Source organism: Dactylosporangium sp. NPDC049742, from assembly GCF_040674675.1.
Lineage (GTDB): Bacteria > Actinomycetota > Actinomycetes > Mycobacteriales > Micromonosporaceae > Dactylosporangium > Dactylosporangium maewongense.
Map to the genome: position 1 here is coordinate 48,705 of NZ_JBFANF010000011.1, position 16,804 is coordinate 65,508.

15 protein-coding genes are annotated in these 16,804 nt (G+C 72.7%); 6 read left to right on the top strand and 9 right to left on the bottom strand.

The genetic code is table 11. From position 1 onward, the window contains the following. Positions 1 to 11: 11 nt before the first annotated feature. Both AB0J72_RS16455 and AB0J72_RS16460 read right to left on the bottom strand, forming a co-directional pair. Positions 12 to 350, bottom strand: coding sequence for a hypothetical protein (locus AB0J72_RS16455; protein WP_363399428.1), 339 nt, complete (start codon positions 348 to 350; stop codon positions 12 to 14). Continuing rightward, positions 347 to 727 (bottom strand): YbaB/EbfC family nucleoid-associated protein, encoded by a 381-nt coding sequence (locus tag AB0J72_RS16460; protein ID WP_363399430.1) that lies wholly within the window; start codon positions 725 to 727, stop codon positions 347 to 349. The genes AB0J72_RS16455 and AB0J72_RS16460 overlap by 4 nt, the downstream gene beginning before the upstream one ends. 117 nt (positions 728 to 844) lie before the next feature. Between AB0J72_RS16460 and mycP the strand changes: the two genes are divergently transcribed. Continuing rightward, the gene (gene mycP / locus AB0J72_RS16465; RefSeq protein ID WP_363399432.1) at positions 845 to 2,131 is read left to right on the top strand and encodes a type VII secretion-associated serine protease mycosin; all 1,287 of its coding nucleotides are present in this window, start codon (positions 845 to 847) and stop codon (positions 2,129 to 2,131) included. A 61-nt stretch (positions 2,132 to 2,192) separates the two neighbouring features. On the opposite strand, the gene AB0J72_RS16470 is transcribed toward mycP, so the two are convergent. Together AB0J72_RS16470 and AB0J72_RS16475 are read right to left on the bottom strand one after the other, a co-directional pair. Further along, complete coding sequence (locus tag AB0J72_RS16470; protein WP_363399434.1) at positions 2,193 to 2,459, bottom strand: hypothetical protein; 267 nt, start codon at positions 2,457 to 2,459, stop codon at positions 2,193 to 2,195. Positions 2,460 to 2,499: 40 nt separating this feature from the next. Beyond that, positions 2,500 to 2,841, bottom strand: a complete 342-nt coding sequence (locus AB0J72_RS16475) for a hypothetical protein (protein ID WP_363399436.1) — start codon at positions 2,839 to 2,841, stop codon at positions 2,500 to 2,502. Positions 2,842 to 2,970: 129 nt separating this feature from the next. Between AB0J72_RS16475 and eccCa the strand changes: the two genes are divergently transcribed. Genes eccCa through AB0J72_RS16500 form a run of 5 tightly spaced genes read left to right on the top strand, consistent with a single transcriptional unit; the run spans position 2,971 to position 10,195 of the window. Next, positions 2,971 to 6,927, top strand: coding sequence for a type VII secretion protein EccCa (eccCa, locus tag AB0J72_RS16480; protein ID WP_363399438.1), 3,957 nt, complete (start codon positions 2,971 to 2,973; stop codon positions 6,925 to 6,927). A gap of 28 nt (positions 6,928 to 6,955) precedes the next feature. Beyond that, positions 6,956 to 7,267, top strand: coding sequence for a hypothetical protein (locus AB0J72_RS16485; protein ID WP_363399440.1), 312 nt, complete (start codon positions 6,956 to 6,958; stop codon positions 7,265 to 7,267). A 14-nt stretch (positions 7,268 to 7,281) separates the two neighbouring features. Continuing rightward, positions 7,282 to 8,604, top strand: a complete 1,323-nt coding sequence (locus tag AB0J72_RS16490; RefSeq protein ID WP_363399442.1) for a hypothetical protein — start codon at positions 7,282 to 7,284, stop codon at positions 8,602 to 8,604. Between the two features lie 13 nt (positions 8,605 to 8,617). Then, positions 8,618 to 9,061 (top strand): hypothetical protein, encoded by a 444-nt coding sequence (locus AB0J72_RS16495; protein WP_363399444.1) that lies wholly within the window; start codon positions 8,618 to 8,620, stop codon positions 9,059 to 9,061. Positions 9,062 to 9,109: 48 nt separating this feature from the next. Continuing rightward, positions 9,110 to 10,195: a hypothetical protein gene (locus AB0J72_RS16500; RefSeq protein WP_363399446.1), complete on the top strand. Its 1,086-nt coding sequence runs from the start codon at positions 9,110 to 9,112 to the stop codon at positions 10,193 to 10,195. 91 nt (positions 10,196 to 10,286) lie between these two features. Here the strand turns inward: AB0J72_RS16500 and AB0J72_RS16505 are convergent, their stop codons facing one another. From AB0J72_RS16505 to AB0J72_RS16525, 5 genes are read right to left on the bottom strand one after another with little or no spacing between them, the layout of a single operon-like run. Further along, the gene (locus AB0J72_RS16505) at positions 10,287 to 12,395 is read right to left on the bottom strand and encodes a transglutaminaseTgpA domain-containing protein (protein WP_363399448.1); all 2,109 of its coding nucleotides are present in this window, start codon (positions 12,393 to 12,395) and stop codon (positions 10,287 to 10,289) included. After that, positions 12,392 to 13,516, bottom strand: a complete 1,125-nt coding sequence (locus tag AB0J72_RS16510; RefSeq protein ID WP_363399450.1) for a DUF58 domain-containing protein — start codon at positions 13,514 to 13,516, stop codon at positions 12,392 to 12,394. The genes AB0J72_RS16505 and AB0J72_RS16510 overlap by 4 nt, the downstream gene beginning before the upstream one ends. 1 nt (position 13,517) lies before the next feature. Then, a complete protein-coding gene (locus AB0J72_RS16515) occupies positions 13,518 to 14,471 on the bottom strand; it encodes a MoxR family ATPase (RefSeq protein WP_363399452.1) in 954 nt (317 codons plus the stop codon). A 38-nt stretch (positions 14,472 to 14,509) separates the two neighbouring features. Further along, positions 14,510 to 14,923 carry a helix-turn-helix domain-containing protein gene (locus tag AB0J72_RS16520; protein WP_363399454.1) on the bottom strand — a complete coding sequence of 138 codons (414 nt, stop codon included), beginning with the start codon at positions 14,921 to 14,923 and terminating at the stop codon, positions 14,510 to 14,512. A gap of 51 nt (positions 14,924 to 14,974) precedes the next feature. Next, entirely contained in the window at positions 14,975 to 16,762 is a 1,788-nt protein-coding gene (locus tag AB0J72_RS16525; protein WP_363399456.1) for a hypothetical protein, read from the bottom strand. Between the last annotated feature and the right edge of the window lie 42 nt (positions 16,763 to 16,804).

The window sequence follows — 16,804 nt, forward strand, 5'->3', positions numbered from 1 at the left end:
CAGCCCTCACGTCAGGCCTCGTCGCCGTCGGTGGCGAGGGCGGCAGCGGCGAAGCTGTCGCCGGTCACGTACTTGTGCACGGCCTCGCCGAGCAGGTCCGCGATGGTGAAGTAGATGGGGGGCACCTTGGTGCCGGCGTCCTTGGTCTCGTCAATCGGCTTGCCGATCACCACCTTGAACGCGGTGCCGAGCGGGCCGGCGCCGATCCCGGTGTTGGTGGCGGGGGCGCCCTTCAGCGCCGACTCGAAGTTCGTGCCCGCCGTCCGCACCTGCTCCGTCACGGCCTCGGTCGGACCGACCCACATGTCGATGTAGCCGTCACCGCCGCGGTCGACCTCGTTGTCGCTCACCGCTGCTCACCTCGCGCGGTCTCCTCGTCGAGCGCGGTCAGCAGCGGATCGAACCGCAGGTCGGTGGACTCGGGGGTGGCCTCCTCGGGCAGGAAATGCTGGACGATGGCGAAGCACTCCTCCTGGGCGACGGCCATGGCCCGGTGCACGGTCTCGACGATGGTCTTCGCCAGCGCGGCCGAGTCGGGGGCGCGGTGGATGCGCGGGTCCAGGTGCAGCTCCAGCAGCTCGTGGGAGGCGCCGACCGTCGCGATGATCAGGCCGTCGTCGGACTCCGCGATCCCGCGGACCTTGGCCATGCGGTCGCGCATGGCCCGGATGTCCTCGGCCATCTTCTTGTGCTCGGCATACATGTCCAGGTGCAGTGACGGGTCCACGGCGCCTCCCTTGATCGCTTCCGGGCCAGTGTCACGTGGGCATCGGCGCGGCGCGGCCGCCTGGCCTGTTGCGGCCACGCGCGGATGTCGGCAAACGGCCTGCCGGACGATCCGGGGGTGAGACGACGCCGAGTACACCTGGCCGCCGCCGTAGTGGCCGTGGCAGCGCTGCAGGTCGCCGGCAGCGCGAGCCCGGCGCGGGCAGCACCACCGGCGGGTGCCTGTCACAGTCCGGAGCAGGCCCGCAACCAGATCCAGGCCCAGCCGTGGGCGCAGCAGCTCCTCGACCCGGAGCGGGCCTGGCCGCACAGCCGGGGCGCCGGCGTGCTGGTCGCGGTCGTCGACTCCGGCGTCGACGCCGACCATCCGCAGCTGCGCAGGCCGGGCAAGGTGCTGCGGGGCCGGGACTTCTACCTCGCCGGTACGCTGCCGGGCTCCTTCGACTGCGTGTCCCACGGCACCGGTATCGCCAGCATCATCGCCGCCGACCCGGTTCCCGGGGTCGGCTTCCACGGCATCGCACCGGACGCGCAGATCCTGCCGGTCCGGATCAACGACCGGGACGTCGGCGATCAGGGCCAGTCCCTGCGGATCGACCCGCAGGTGGTGGCCGACGGCATCCGCTACGCCGCCGACCAGGGCGCGAAGGTGATCAACCTGTCCCTCGCAGGCCACGACGACTTCCCCGTGATCCGGCAGGCGGTGGCGTACGCGGTGGCCCGCGACGCGCTCGTGGTCGCCGCGGCCGGCAACTCGCAGCAGGACGACCACACCGAGCTGCCGTCGTACCCGGCCGCCTACGACGGCGTGCTTGGCGTCGGGGCGATCGACATCGACGGTGCCCGGCCGCCCGGTTCACAGATCGGCCCGTACGTGGACCTCGTCGCACCAGGGGTCAAGGTGGTGGCCGCGACGAGGGTCGACGGCCACACCTATGACGACGGCACCAGTTTCGCCGCGCCGTTCGTGACGGGGACGGCGGCGCTCGTGCGGGCCGCCTGGCCGAAGCTCACCGCGCCCGAGGTGGCGCAGCGGCTGATGGCCACCGCCAGCCCGGCCCGCGGCGGCCTGGGCAGCGACCGGTACGGCGCCGGCCTGGTCAACCCGTACCGTGCGGTGACCGACGGGCTGGACCTCGACCCGGTGGCGGCGCAGTCCCCGTTCGTCCCGCGGCCACCGGATCAGGAGCGGCTCGACCGGGCCGCGTGGGAGCTGGGCACGGCGGCAACGGCGAAGTGGCTGGCCGTCGCGGCGGCCGGCGGGATCGCGCTGACCTTGCTGGTCGCCGTCACCCTGCCGCGGGGGCGGCGGCGCCGCTGGCGGGCGGGACGGGCCGCCGCAGTGCCGACCGCGCCGACGCCGGTCGAACCGCCGGAGCAGATCTTTCTCATCGGCGACCGGTGAACCAGACGCAGATGCCCGGTGCGCTGACAGCGCACCGGGCACCAGACACAGTGAGCGGGATCTACATGAACGATGCGATGTCCCGGCCGACGCTGGCTGACGTCTCCCGGCCGGCGTAGCCGACGCCGCTCCATCCCCCGCTCTCCGTCTGCAGCCCGTCGGTGTGGTAGCCAGTCTGCTTCACCTGGAACTGGTTGTTGTCGAGGTGCTCCAGCTGGTGCTTGTCGTCCCAGTACTCGCCGGCGCCGGCCGCCATGCGGAACAGGTCGCTCGCCTGGTCGCTGAGTTGTCTCGCGGCGTCCTGGGCGGATGACGCTGCGAGGTCCATCAGCGAACTGTCGATCAAAACATGCATGGCAACGCTCCTCTCAGACGGGGTTGATCACTTTGTCGGTGCCGAAGCCGTGCGACTGGATCTGGGCGTGCGCCGCGTCGTCGCCGTTGGTGTACGACCGCAGGGCCAGGCCGCCGACCTCGCCGAGCCGCTGCACCCCTTTGTAGACCCGGCTGCTGAAGTCCGAGTCGCGGTGATCACCGAGGTTGAGGCCCGCCGGCAGCGCCGTCCCGCCCAGACCCTGGTGCAGGAGGTCCAGAACGCCCTTGCTGTGGACCCGGCTGACGCTGAGGTGGTCGTCCGCGGTGGTTCCGGCGAACGTGTTCAGGCGATGCAGGAAGTCGCCGTGAACGCTTACCCTTTCGCTACCAGTCATGTGTCCCTCCGAATTCGCTCAGGTATGACTGTGCGGAAACGGTATTTCGCCGCCGTCGCGGCGACGGCTGGGCGGCACTTTCCTGCCATCGGTCCCAACCGGTGCCGCCGCTCGCGGACGATCACCCTCGTGGCGATAGTCGTGGTGAGGAGACCGGTGCGCCGGCCGGCGCCGGAGATGCTGGCGGGCGAGCTGATCCTGCAGCCCCCGCCGGAGATCCCCCCGCCGCCGGCCCGGCAGTGGACGCAGCTGCTCATGGTGCTGCCGATGGTGGCCATGACCGGCTCGATGATGCTGATGTACTCCGGCTCGATCAACGGCTCGATCCGGTACATCACGTACGGCCTCATGGGCGTCGGCATGCTCGCCATGGTCGGCATGGGGCTGCTGCAGGGCGGCGGCCCGAGCCGGCGGGAAATGGCATACGCCCGGCGGCAATACCTGCGCCACCTGGCCCAGCACCGGCTGCGGCTGCGACGCTCGGTGCGCCGGCAGCGCGAGGCGATGGAGTACCTGCACCCCGACCCGGCCACGTTGTGGTCCCTGGCGACGAGCCACCGCCTGTGGGAACGGCGCAAGCACGACCCCGACTTCGGCCTCGCCCGCATCGGCTGCGGCGCGCAGAGCCCCGCCACCGTGCTGGTGCCGCCCGACACCAAGCCCCTCGACGAGCTCGAGCCACTGTCCGCGCTGGCGCTGCGCCGGTTCGTCACCACCTACGCCACCGTCGACGGCCTGCCGATCGCCATCGCGGTCAACGGCTTCAGCAAGGTCTACCTGCGCGGCGAGCGCGCCCCGGTGCTCGGCCTGACGCGCGCGATGCTCGCCCAGCTGGCCGTCCTGCAGGCACCGGACGATCTGCGGATCGCGGTCTGCGCCGGCGACGAGCAGCGAGCCGACTGGGAGTGGGTGAAGTGGCTGCCGCACGCGCTGCACCCGGACCGCACCGACGCGGTCGGCCCGCTGCGCCTCGTGGCGCCGACGGTCCTGGAGCTGGAGGCGATGCTGGACGACGAACTGGTGAAGCGGCCCCGGTTCGACCCGGACTCCGACGTCCGCCTGCCCGGCCCGCACCTGGTCATCGTGATCGACGGCGGCTCGGTCGCCGTCTCGGAACACCTGATGACCGGCGGCGGCGTCGAGGGCGTGACCGTCGTCGACCTGACCGCCGCGCCGCCGAGAGCACTGGACCGCACCACCGTCGTGCTGCACCTGGACCCGCAGGGCGACATGGTCAGCGAGACCATCGACGGCGAGGCCCCGCTGGGCCGGGCGGACACGCTCGGCGCCGTCGCCGCCGAGGGACTGGCCCGCCAGTTGGCCCCGCTGCGGCTGACCGCGGGCGGCGCGCGCGGCGAGGCACCCATGTCCGCCGAGCTGGGCCTGGCCGAGCTGCTCGAACTCGGCGACCCGTACGCCTACGACCCGGCGATGACGTGGGTGCCGCGGCCCGACCGGGACCGGCTGCGGGTCAGGTTCGGCATCCGGCCCGACGGGGCCCCGATCGAGCTGGACCTGAAGGAGTCGGCGCAGGAAGGCATGGGCCCGCACGGCCTGCTGATCGGTGCCACCGGGTCGGGCAAGTCGGAGCTGCTGCGCACCCTGGTGCTGGCGCTGGCCGTCACCCACCCGCCGAACTCGCTGAACTTCGCACTCGTCGATTTCAAGGGCGGCGCCACGTTCACCCGGCTCGACGCGTTGCCGCACACCAGCGTCGTCATCACGAACCTGGCCGAGGAGCTGCACCTGGTCGACCGGATGACCGACGCGATCAACGGTGAGCTCATCCGCCGGCAGGAGCTGCTGCGCGCGGCGGGGCACTTCTCGTCGCTGCGCGACTACGAGAAGGCCCGGGTGGCGGGCGCGCCGCTGCCCGAGGTGCCGACGCTGCTGGTGATCTGCGACGAGTTCTCCGAGCTGCTGTCGGCCCGGCCCGACTTCATCGACATCTTCGTGCAGATCGGCCGGCTCGGCCGGTCCCTCGGGGTGCACCTGCTGCTGGCGTCGCAGCGGCTCGACGAGGGCCGGCTGCGCGGGCTGGAGGGGCACCTGTCGTACCGGATCAGCCTGCGCACGTTCTCGGAGTCGGAGAGCCGCGCGGTGCTCGGGGTGACCGACGCGTTCCGGCTGCCCCGGGCGCCCGGCCACGGCTACCTCAAGGTCGGCACCGACCCGATGGACCGCTTCCGCTCTGCGTATGTGTCCGGCGTGTACCAGCGCCTCGCCGGCGCCCGGGTGCCGTCCGCGACCGGCAGGACGCTGGTGCTGCAGGACTACACCACCGCGTATCAGGCGGCGGAGGTCGACGACGAGGCGTCGCCGGAGCCGATCGAGGCCGACGACACGCTGATCGGTGAGACCCTCCTGGAGATCCTGGTCGACCGGCTGGAGGGGCAGGGCACCCCCGCGCACCAGGTCTGGCTGCCGCCGCTGCGCGAGTCGCCGACGCTCGACGAGCTGCTCCCCGCGCTGTCCGTGCAGCCCGACCGGGGCCTCACCGTCGACTCAGCGACCATGACCGGCGCCCTGCAGGCGGTGCTCGGCATCGTCGACCGCCCGTTCGAGCAGCAACGCCTCCCGCTGAAGCTGGACCTGTCCGGCGCGGCCGGGCACGTGCTGATCATGGGCGCACCGCGGACCGGGAAAAGCACCGCCCTGCGTACGCTGATCACCAGCCTGGCGCTCACCCACACGCCGCGGGAGGCGCAGTTCTACTGCCTGGACTTCGGCGGCGGCACGCTCGCCTCGATCGCGGGCCTGCCGCACGTCGCCGGCGTGGCCGGCCGATTGGACACCGGCGTCGTCCGGCGCACCGTCGCCGAGGTCGCCGGGCTGCTCGCGCAGCGGGAGCGGGACTTCGCCGAGCGCGGGGTCGACGGCATCGCCACCTTCCGGAAGCTGCGCGCTCAGGGGCAGCTCGCCGACGACCCGCACGGCGACGTGTTCCTCGTGGTCGACGGCTGGCTGACGCTGCGCAACGACTTCCCCGACCTTGAAGAAACGATCGGCGACGTCGCCGCCCGAGGACTCGCGTACGGCGTGCACATCGTGGCCGCCTGCGCCCGCTCGTTCGACGTGCGGATGAACACCAGAGACCTGTTCGCGAGCCGCGTGGAGCTGCGCCTCGGCGACGCGATGGACTCCCTGATCGACCGGAAGGCGGCGGGACGGGTACCGGCGGACGCACCGGGGCGTGGGATCGCGATGAGCGGTCACCAGCTGCTCATCGCGCTGCCCAGGATCGACGGGGTCCCGTCCGCCGACGACCTGACCGACGCCACCGCGGCGCTCGTCACGGCGGTCAGCACGGCGTGGCCGGGCGAGCCGACGCCCTCCGTGCGGCTGCTGCCCGGCCTGCTCCCCTACGACGAACAGGCCGGGACCGAGGGCGGGCTCGCCGTCGGCATCCGCGAGCGGGACCTGACTGCGATGCGCCTGGACTTCGCCGCCGACCCGCACTTCTTCCTGCTGGCCGACACCCAGAGCGGCAAGACCTCGTTCCTGCGGACACTGGCCCGGCGGATCGAGGAGGCGTACGAACCGACCGAGGCCCGGATCATCCTGATCGACCACCGCCGGAGCCTGCTCGGCGACGTCAGCGGGGAGTACCTGCTCGGCTACGGCACCAACGACGACAACAGCGCCGGCCTGCTGGCCGAGGTGGCCCAGGCGCTGCGCAAGCGGCTGCCGGGCACAGACGTCACCCCCGAGCAGCTGCGCGACCGCAGCTGGTGGCAGGGGCCCGAGATCTTCGTGCTGATCGACGACTACGACATGGTCGCCACGCACAAAGACCACCCCCTGATGGCGCTGCTGCCGCTGGTCGCGCAGGGCGGCGACATCGGCCTGCACGTGGTCCTCGCACGGCGCAGCGGCGGGGCCGGGCGGGGCCTGTTCGAACCGTTCCTCGCCCGGGTCCGCGAGGTCGGCTCGCCCGGCCTGATGATGTCCGGCGACCGGGACGAGGGCCCGCTGCTCGGCGGGATGCGCGCCCAGGTGCTGCCGCCCGGTCGCGGCTGGCTGGTCGACCGCCGCGGCCAGAAGGACCTCGTCCAGATCACCTGGCTCGCACCCGGGCGATTTTGATGGCTGCCAATCGGATCAGGAGTGAGTGATGGACCCCGACAGGCTCGAAATGGTGGAGGAGGGGGTGGCAAGGTTCGTGGCCCTGGTCCAGGAGCATGGCGGCCCCGCCAAGGAGGTCCTCCAGCGGGAGGAGCTGAAAGCGCCCGACGGCGATCCACACCCCGACCTGACCGCGGCGGACCGGCTGACCTACCAGCAGGTGCTGGCGTTCGTCGGCCTGGCACAGCCGGGCATCGAGGCAATCGGCGTCTTCGTACGTGACCGCACGATCGACTACATCGACGCCGATGCGGAGACCAGGACGATCCTTCTGGCTCCGTTCGACCACACACAGCGCTGAGAAGGTGAGACCAGATGGGCGTTGTCGATGACATGTACCACGCGATGGCCGCCGAATACCACGGTCGCATCCCGCAGCTCCGGGCCGCGTCCGCGGCCTGGACGAGTGTCAAGACGTGGATCGCTGACACGGCCGACATGCTGAGCCAAGGCCAGAATCTGCTCGTCGAGCACTGGCCGGACACCTCCGGCACCGAGTTTGTCGAGAAGCTGTCGCCGACCATGAAATCCATACGCAGCTGGGCCGACAGAAACGTCGAGTCCGGCATCAGCGGAACCATTACGTCATCGGAAGTGGTCAAGCACATCGACGCGCTGATCGCCGGCCTCGAAACCACCTTCCCGCGGGTCGAAGCCGTCTGGAAGAACTACGACGACTACATGAGGAACTACGAGAGCTACCCGTACAAGCGCGACATCAACTGGTACGTGGCCGTTCTCAACGAGATGACCGATGCGACCGAGAGTCTCGAACCGCTGTTCAAGGCGGTTGAAACCGCGATGAAAGCAGCGGTCGGCGGCCAGTGGGCGGGGCCGATCGGCGGAGGTTCCCTGGGTGGGGGCGGCGGTTCGGGCCCGGGCGGCGGGCTGGGTTCCGGCTCCGGGGGTCTGGGGGGCGACGTCGGCGGTCCGGGTGACATCGAGGCGCCCGCACCCGAGGACATCGGCGATCCGGAGCAGTTCGAGCCGGACGACATCGGATCGCCGGCGTCGACCGAGGACGCCGGCTCCGGGGGCGGCGGCGGCACGGATACGCAGGACGGGCAGAGCCAGAACATCCCGTCACCCGGCGACATCGACGCCGGCGCCTACGACCCCGTGTACCAGGACCCGGCGTACTCCCCCGGCGACCTCGGCGGCTCCCCCAGCTTCGCCGGCGGCAGCATCGGCGGCGCGGGCGGGCTGTCGGCCCTCGCATCACCGGGAATCCCGCAGTCCACCGGCCCATACGACGCGTCGATGACACCCCCCGTGCCGTCGGCCGCGACGGGTGCCGGGGGCACGGCCGGCAGCCGGGCAATGGCGTCGGGGATGCCGGGCATGTACCCGCCGACCACCCAGGGCGCGAACCCGCGCGGTGGTGGCAAGGCGGGCGGGGTCAAGCCTGGAGCAGCCGCGCAAAGCAACGGATACAAGGCACGCAAGCCCGCCGGCGCACCCGGCGTGGCGCTGACCGGCAGAGCCACCCCCGGCATCGTCCAACCCGGGCGGGGCAGGCCGGTGAAGGGCATCCAGCCGGCTGCGGCGCCCGCGCCATCCGACGACCAGGTGCTCGACGACGAGCTGTGGCAGGTACACCGGCCTGACCGCACACCGGACCACCACGCAGGAAACTGAGGAGGAGACGACCATGATCACAGGAGACATCGAAGGCAACCCGGACGCGATGGCCTCGTACGGCAGCTATACCCCTGAGCCCGTGCCGGAATCGATGGTGGCGCTCGCGGGGGCTCCGCCGCTCATGGTCGGGATCCCCACGGGCGTCATGCTCGACCTTGTGGGCCACGCCGCCACCGCTGGGTTCCTGGCCCGCATGGTGCAGGGCATCGAGCAGTCGGTGGCCAACGCCGCGACGGTCCAGCTGGCGTCGACCAAGTACGACACCGCCGATCAGGCCAGCGCCATCACGATCAACGCTCCCAGTGCCGCAGACATCACAGAGATCCTCGGGGTCCTCACGAAGACCGTCAATCTCGGCGGGAAGGTCATCGACCTCGCCCAGAAGGCGAGCGCCCTCGGTCAGTCGGGCGACTCCACCGACGCAACCGCCGATACACCTGCCGCGAGCGCGTGAGGTCCAGCGGCGTCCAGCACTCTACCGCCTGAAGAAAGGACCAATGTCATGGAAGCGATCGTGGCGGCCATCAACGCGGAGCTGCCGAGGGCCGCGTGGGCCGAGGCAACGGCGAGCGGCTTCGAGGAGACGAGTCTCTGGCTCTGGAAGACCGTGTCGGAGTGGAGCAAACGAGTGGGCGCCCTCGACCCGGAGTGGGTCGACGCGAACGGTCAGGCCCACGCTGTGCAGGTCCAGGAGGCCATCGCCAGTCTCCGGGGCTGGGCCGAGCGGCTCGACGCGGCGCAGGTGCCTACGACCATGCTCGAGACGGCCAATGCGATCCGCGCGGCCCACGAGGTCATCACGCTGGACCTCTACCCGAAGTACCTGGGGTTCCTGGCAAATCCGCTGACGTGGGGCCTGGCCGCCGGGTGCGCCACCGCGGCCGCCGCGGAGGTTGCCGCGCTGTCCGCGACGCAGGGCCGGGCGATGTTCCAGCTCGCGGCGAGCCTCGGCCAGTTGCCCAACGACCTGGTGGCCGGCGCGACGGATGTCATCACCAACGCCGTGCAGCAGGCCGTCCCCGCCATCAATGTGGTGGCGTCGGAGGAGGGCAACAGCCTGACGGACTACATCGGCGTGGCCTCCGCCGGGGTCGACCTGGTCGACGCCGGCCTCGACGTGGCGGGGAAGGGGATCGACCTCATCGGCGGGCTGTCGCTGGCCGGCGCCCCGAGCGCCGCCCTGCCGGATCTCTCCTCCGGGCTGTCGCTCGGCACGGTGCCGCCGGCGGCGAACCCGGTGGTGCCGGGCGGACTCGGCGGGCTGGGCGGGCTGGGCTGGGCGGGTGCGGCCGGCGGCGGCCTCGCGTCGGTGGCGAATCCTGTCGTCGGCCGGTGGGCTCCGGTCCTGGCCGCCGAGGCGCGGCCCGGCGTGCTCACTCCGGCGGCGGCCCGGCCGGTCGGCGCCGCGGTCCCCCCGGCGGTGGCGCCGTCGATGGTCGGCCAGCAGGCCGGCGGCGCGCTGCGGCCGGGCGCTGGTCCGGGTCAGCACCTCGCGTCCCGGGCCGCCACCCGGCGCCGGCCGGCGACCGCCTCCGATGGGGTGCCGCCGAAGCTGCGCGGCCGGTCCGGCAACGACGAGGACCGCTGAGCCGCAATCTGCTCACGCACACCGGGTGGGGCGCACTCCGCGTCCCGCCCGGTATGCGTTTCCGGAAGCAACCCCAGCCAACCGCCCGGCGCTACCTCGACACAGCACGCAGGACCCGGGGATCCACCGCGGCCCGGAGGCGGGCCTGCCACGGCCGCCCGGCGAGCCCTCGCCGGACCGTCTGCACCTCGTCCCAGGCCAGCCGGACCGTTTCGTCGGTCACCGGTCTGCCGGACCACACCGTCGTGTCCAGCAGCCTGCCCAGCCGGGCGACCGCCTCGACCGACGGCTCCCCCACCACGTGGCCGGTCACCCCGGCGAAGTCCCGCGGCGTCATCCCGATCCCGTACGGCACGCCGTGCGCCCGCAGCCGGTCGCGCGCCTCGGCCCAGGCCCCGGCCACGGCGGCGGTGCCGGTCCGGCGGCGACGGCGGGCCGAGCGCACCGCCACCGCCAGCGGCACCCCGAACAACCAGAGGACCAGGAACCCGCCCAGCACGGCAGCCACCACCAGGCCGGCCCGCGCAGCGCCGGAGCCGCCCGACCGGCCGCCGGAGGGCTGCTGCGGTGGCGGCGCGGGCGCGTCGCTGGGTGTGGCGTCGACCTGGGCCCGCGCCTGCTCGACCGCCGCGTCGATGGGGGCCGGCGCCTTGCCCGGCTTCGCGGTGTCGCTCACGGCCGCGGTCGGGTCCAGCGGCACCCATCCCACGCCGGCCACCGGTACCTCCGGCCAGGCGAGGACGTCGCGGTTGCGCACAATGAAGGTGTCGCCGGCGACCTCGGCGCCCCGGAAGCCGACGACGAGACGGGCCGGGATGCCGTTGAGCCGCGCGAGGGCCACGTACGCTGCGGCGAACTGCTCGCTGGTGCCGCGCATGCTCTCGGTCAGGAACCGTTGCAGCTGCGGCCAGCCGTTGCCGGTCGGCGCGTTGCCGGTGCGCACCACCTGGTAGTGCTCGCTGAGGTACTTCTCCAGTTGCAGCGCGGACTGGAACGTGGGGCGCGCACCGGGCACCGCCTCCTTCGCCAGCCGCTCGAGTTCTGCCGGCACGGCGGCGGGCCGGCCGAGTCCACCGGCGGTGGTGTCGAGGGTGCCGTCGCCGAGGGTGGTGGCGTTCACCGCGGGTTCCGACCAGGTCAGCCGGTACCGGCGGTCGCCGCCGACGGTCTTGGTCAGCAGCAGCGTTCCCGCGGCCGGGTTCACCAACGGCGCGAGACCGTCGACGGTCAGCGGGGTCGGCTGGCTCGGCAGCCACGGCCCCGACAGGTCCCCGACACGCACGTCGGCCGACCGGACCATGCCAGCCGAAGCTGCCGGCAGGTGGCTGCCGAGGCGGTACAGCCGCGCATCGATGGACCAGTTGACGCCGTCGAATCCGTCCAGCACGACCAGGCTCCACCGGTCGGCGGAGCGGTCGCTGTGGTAGCGGAACACCTCCCGGTCCGGGTCGGACAGCCGCTGCGCGATCTCCTGCAGCGGGTTGCTGAGCCGGTACTGCAGCGGCACCGAGTGGTTGTTCTTCAGGCTGTACGGCGTCCGCCCGGCCGGATCGAGGCTGCCGAGGGCGACGGTGCCGGCCACGATGGCGAGGACGGTCGTCGCCGCGAGCGGAATGTCCACACGCGACAGTCGCATGACGGGCCGGTTCGGGCGGTCCGCCCACAGCAGCAGCGCGGCGGGGGCGGCGTAGCAGACCGCGACGAGCAGCGCGGTGGCGCCGGTCAGGGCCTGGTACGCCTGCGCGAGCCCGGCCACCGCCAGCCCGGGCAGCAGCGCCGCCACGGGCAGGCGCAGCCGAAGCAGCAGTTCGATGCCGAGCGCCGCCGCGAGCAGCACGGCGAGGGGGACGAACAGCAGCAGTTCGGGGTCGGGCCGGGCCGGCCACGTGGACTGCAGGGTGAGCAGCCAGCCGTCGGTGGCCCCGCGCTGCAGCGCCCGCAGCGTTGCCGTGGTGGGCAGGCCGGCGGCGGTGGTCGGGAACAGCACCGACTCGACCAGCCCGAGCAGGCCGGTGCCGAGCACGAGCAGCGGCCGCCACGACGCCAGGCGCGGCCGGTACGCTGCCAGCTCGACGCAGCCGTAGGCGGCCACGACGACCACGAGGATCGGCGGCACCAGGGCCCGCGGGCCGAACACGGGCGTGAACAGCAGGCCGGCCGCCGCGGTCGAGCCGAGCAGCCCGGCGGTCGCGAGTCTCATGAGGCGTCTGCCCGCGACGCGTTCCACTCGGCGATGGCGGCGGTGGCGTCGACGGCGGTGATCGATCCGGGGCCGGCGGCCGGTTTCAAAAGGCCGAGCCGGATCACCGTGTCGAGGCGCCAGCGGCGGACCGGGCCGAGGTCGGCGTCGGGGCCGGTGATGACGACGATCGCGCCGACGGGCCGGGTCGCGGCCAGCGGTGGTGGCACCAGCGGCGCCTCGTCCGTGGCGTCCTGGGCGATGACGCACAGCTCGTCGAGCAGGGTCCGGGCGACGCGCAGGCCACTGTCGACGGGGGTGTCGGTGCCGGCGGGTGTGATCAGGCGGCACGGCTGCCCGGCGGCGGCGGACGCGTACAGCAGCGACGCCGCCACCTCGACGGCCTCCTCGAACGCGGCAGGGCTGAGCGCGGCCGGCCGGGTGTCGAGCACGACGGTGAATCTGGTCCGGGCCGGGTCGGCGTACTCGCGCACCATGAGCTGACCCGTCCGGGCGGTCGCCTTCCAGTGCAGATGCCGCACCTCGTCGCCGGGCTGGTATTCGCGGACGGCCCGCATGTCGGCGGAGCCGCGCAGCGGTGGGTCGGTGATCGGGCCGTCATGGTGGTGCCGTGGATGTCCGACGCGGGCGGGGCGTGCCGGGTGGCGGCGGGGGTACACCCAGAGGCTCGCGATGCCGCCGACGGCGCGTTCGGCGTGGACGAGGTCGAACGGGTCGCTGAGCCGCACCGCGAGCGGGCCGACCTGGAGCCGCCCTCGCACGGTGGTGGGCAGTTCGTAGTGGTATGTGGTGTCCACACCCGCTGCGAGGGGCCGGACCTGGATCTCGTGCGCCGCGGTGCCGGCCCGGTCGACGGCGGCAAACCCGCGCTGCCGGTGCGGGGTCGGGTTGCGCACGAGCAGCGTCGCCAGTGCGGGTCGGCCGCGTTCGGTCCGGTCCGGGTACACGGTCCGGCTGATCTCGACGCGCGGCCGGAGCAGCGTGGTGGCCGCGGCCGCGAGGAGGCACCCGGCGGCGACGCCGGCGAGCCCGCGGAAGTAGGCGTAGCCGGCGGCCTCACCGGCGGCGTAACTGCAGACGGCGCCGGCGAGGACGGCGACGCCGCGGCGGGTGAGTCGCACGCTATTGCCTGGCGGCGGCCGTGGGCACCGCGGTGTCGGCGAGGAGTTCGTCGACCACCTGTCCGGTCTGCCGCTGGTTGAGCTCCGCGTCGGCGGTGAGCACGAGGCGATGCCCGAGGACGGGATGCGCCACGTCCTTCACGTCGTCCGGAATCACGTAGTCCCGGTCGTGGGTCGCGGCGAGCGCCTGCGCCGCCCGGATCAGCGCGATGCTGCCGCGCGGGCTGGCGCCGTAGCGCACCGCGGGGTGTTCCCGGCTGGCGGCGGCGAGCCGGACCGCGTAGGACACCACCTCGGGATCCACTGTGGACTTCCGCACCTCGCCGATGACGTGCTGGACGTCGGCGATGTCGAGCACGGCGGTCAGGTCGTCGGGGCTCACCCCGGCGCAGTCCGCCATGACGACCCGGGCCTCGGCGTCGTGGTCGGGGTACCCGACCGACAGCCGCATGAGGAACCGGTCCAGCTGCGCCTCGGGCAGCCGGTACGTGCCTTCCAGCTCGATCGGGTTCTGTGTGGCGACGACGAGGAACGGACGCGGCACCTCGTGGCCGACGGAGTCGACGGTGACCCTGCGTTCGGCCATGACCTCCAGCAGCGCGGCCTGGGTCTTCGGCGTGCCGCGGTTGATCTCGTCGGCCAGCACCACGTTGGCGAAGATCCCGCCGGGATGGAACTGGAACCGCTCGTCGCTCTGGTGGTACACCATCACGCCGGTGACGTCGCTCGGCAGCAGGTCGGGGGTGAACTGGATGCGGTGCCACCGGCCGCCGACGCTGGCCGCGATGCACCGCGCCAGGGTGGTCTTGCCGACGCCGGGCACGTCTTCGATGAGCAGGTGCCCTTCGGCGAACAGTGCGGCGATTGCCAGGCGGACCACGTCCGGCTTGCCGTGGACGACCTGTTGCACGTTGTCGGCGACGAGCTGGTAGGCCGCTCCGGGGGTCACGGTCATTTCTGTACCGTACACTACAGAATTCCCTCCAGGCATGACTAGATCGGCGACGCCGTGGCGTCCCAGCGGGCGCGGGCCGCGCCGATCTCGTCCATGTGCTCGCGTGACCATTCCGCGAGGGCGTCGATGACGCCGGCCATGCTGCGCCCCATCGGCGTGAGCCGGTAGTCCACCTGCGGCGGGATCGTCGCGTACGCGGTCCGCTCCACCAGGCCGTCGCGGCACAGCCGCTTGGTGGTGACCGTCAGCATCCGCTGCGAGATGCCGGGGATCGCCCGCTCCAGCTCCCGGAACCGGCGCACCCCACCGGACAGCTCGACCAGCACGAGCACCGTCCACCGGTCACCCAGCCGGGCCAGCAGGTCCCGGATGCCGCAGTCCTCCGCGCCGCGCGGCCCGGCAGGCCCGCCCCTGCCGACCTGCGGGCCTACCGCGATGTCGGCGACCGACATGGCACGTGCCTCCTTCTGTCATCGGCGGACCGGTCCCCAGCGGTGCCGTGCCTACACCTGCGGCACACCCGTCCAGGAGTCCGAGCGGCTGCCCGCGGCGTTGGTGATGGTGGCCGTGACCGTGATGGCCCCGAACCAGGAGACGTTCGGGATGGTGATGTCCGTGGACCCGGTGCAGGCGACCGACGTGCTCCGGCTGCCGATGGCCGCCTTGCAGGTCGCCGGCCCGCCCTTGCTGGTGGCGCTGACGCTCACGATCAGGTTGAGCGACACGCTGCGCACCCGCACGATGTCGATGGTGGGCGCGGACACCGGGGCCGGCGGGGCGGGGACCGCCGCGGAGCCTGCGTTGCCCTGCACCGTCGCGGAGCCGAACCGGGTCACCGCGCGGACCGTGACGGTGCCGGAGATCCCGGTGTACTGGGTGGACTGGCCCGACACGGTGCGGTTACCCTGCCCCTGCGCGGTGACCACGTAGTGCACGAGCGAGCCGCCGCGCAGGTTCGGCTGGTTCCACCTGACGGTGTACGTGCCGGACGCGAGGCTCACCGTGACCGCCGGCGCTGCCGCCGGGACGAGCGTGACGCGCGGGGTCGTGCCTGATCCGGGGTTGGCCGGCGCACCACCGGTGGCCGGCGGCGTGGCGGGCCCGGTCGTCGGCTCCGTCGAAGGCCCAGTGGACGGCTCGGTGGAGGGCGCCGCGGCGTCGCTGGTGGCCGTCACCGCCGGCGGTGTGCTGCTGGCGTTGTCGACGTCCACGCTCACGATCGAACCGTTGTCACCGTTGACGACCAGCACGTGCGAGCCGTCCCCGCTGTCGGCGTAGATCCGGTTGTCCTCGCCCTTGGTCAGCGCGGGCGTGCCGCCGCCGGGCAGCTTCCTGCGGTCCTTGACGGTGCCGCCGCGGTCGTAGGTCACCACCTCGTTGCGGGTGTGGTCGACGACGGCGACGACGTTCGTGGTGGTGACCGGCTCGGCGAACCGGCCGTCCTTCGGCAGGTCGACCACGATCGGCTTGGCCACCGGACGCTTCTGCAGCCCCGCGGTGTCGATCAGCAGCAGCTGGCTGCGCTCGGGGTCGACAACCGCGAGCCGGTCGGCCACGGCGCTGCTGGCGACCTGCGCCGTCGCGGGCAGGTCGACGCCGATGGCGGCCGGCTCGCCGAAGCCGTCCTGACCGACCGTGCGCAGCTCGTCCGACGTGGTGTCGAGCAGCACCGGGCGGTCGCCGACAACGGTCAGCGCACCGCTGTGCCCCTGGGTCAGCTGCGCGTGGCAGGCCAGCCGGCTGGCGTCGCGCGCCAGCTCGCAGAGCGAGCCGCTGTCGATCCGGTGCAGCCAGACGGTGCCGTCACCGGTCGCCGCGGGCCGGGACAGCGGCCCGCCCGCTGCCACCGTCGCGACCGGGTCGCCGAGCCTGGCGACCTGGCCCGCGTTGCGGTACACCAGGTACGGGCCGCCGGCGACCTCGAGCACGACCGGCAGCTCAGTGGCCGGCGGCGTGCGCGTCTCCTCGACGCTCAGCGTGGACTTGCTGAACACGGTGATCCGCGAGCGCTGGACGACGTATCCGGAGTCCTCGCTCTGCACGACCTGGCTGCCCGGGTCACCGGCGGGCACCTTGACCTGCGCATCGACCTGTCCGGCCGACCCGTCGACGTGGAATGCCGAGCCGAAGGTGCTGTTGTACACCCAGTGGCCCACCTGGGTGAACTCCACGCCGGACGCCGCCGAGGTTTGCATCGCCGCAAAACCGACCAGGACCGCGCAGCTCACAGCGACGGCCGTGAACTTCAGGCGGGTGCGACGGCCGGGGACGGGTGAGCTCGTCGTTTCCACACCGCGGACTGTAACGCCCGGCGACCTGCGTGCGCCCATCGT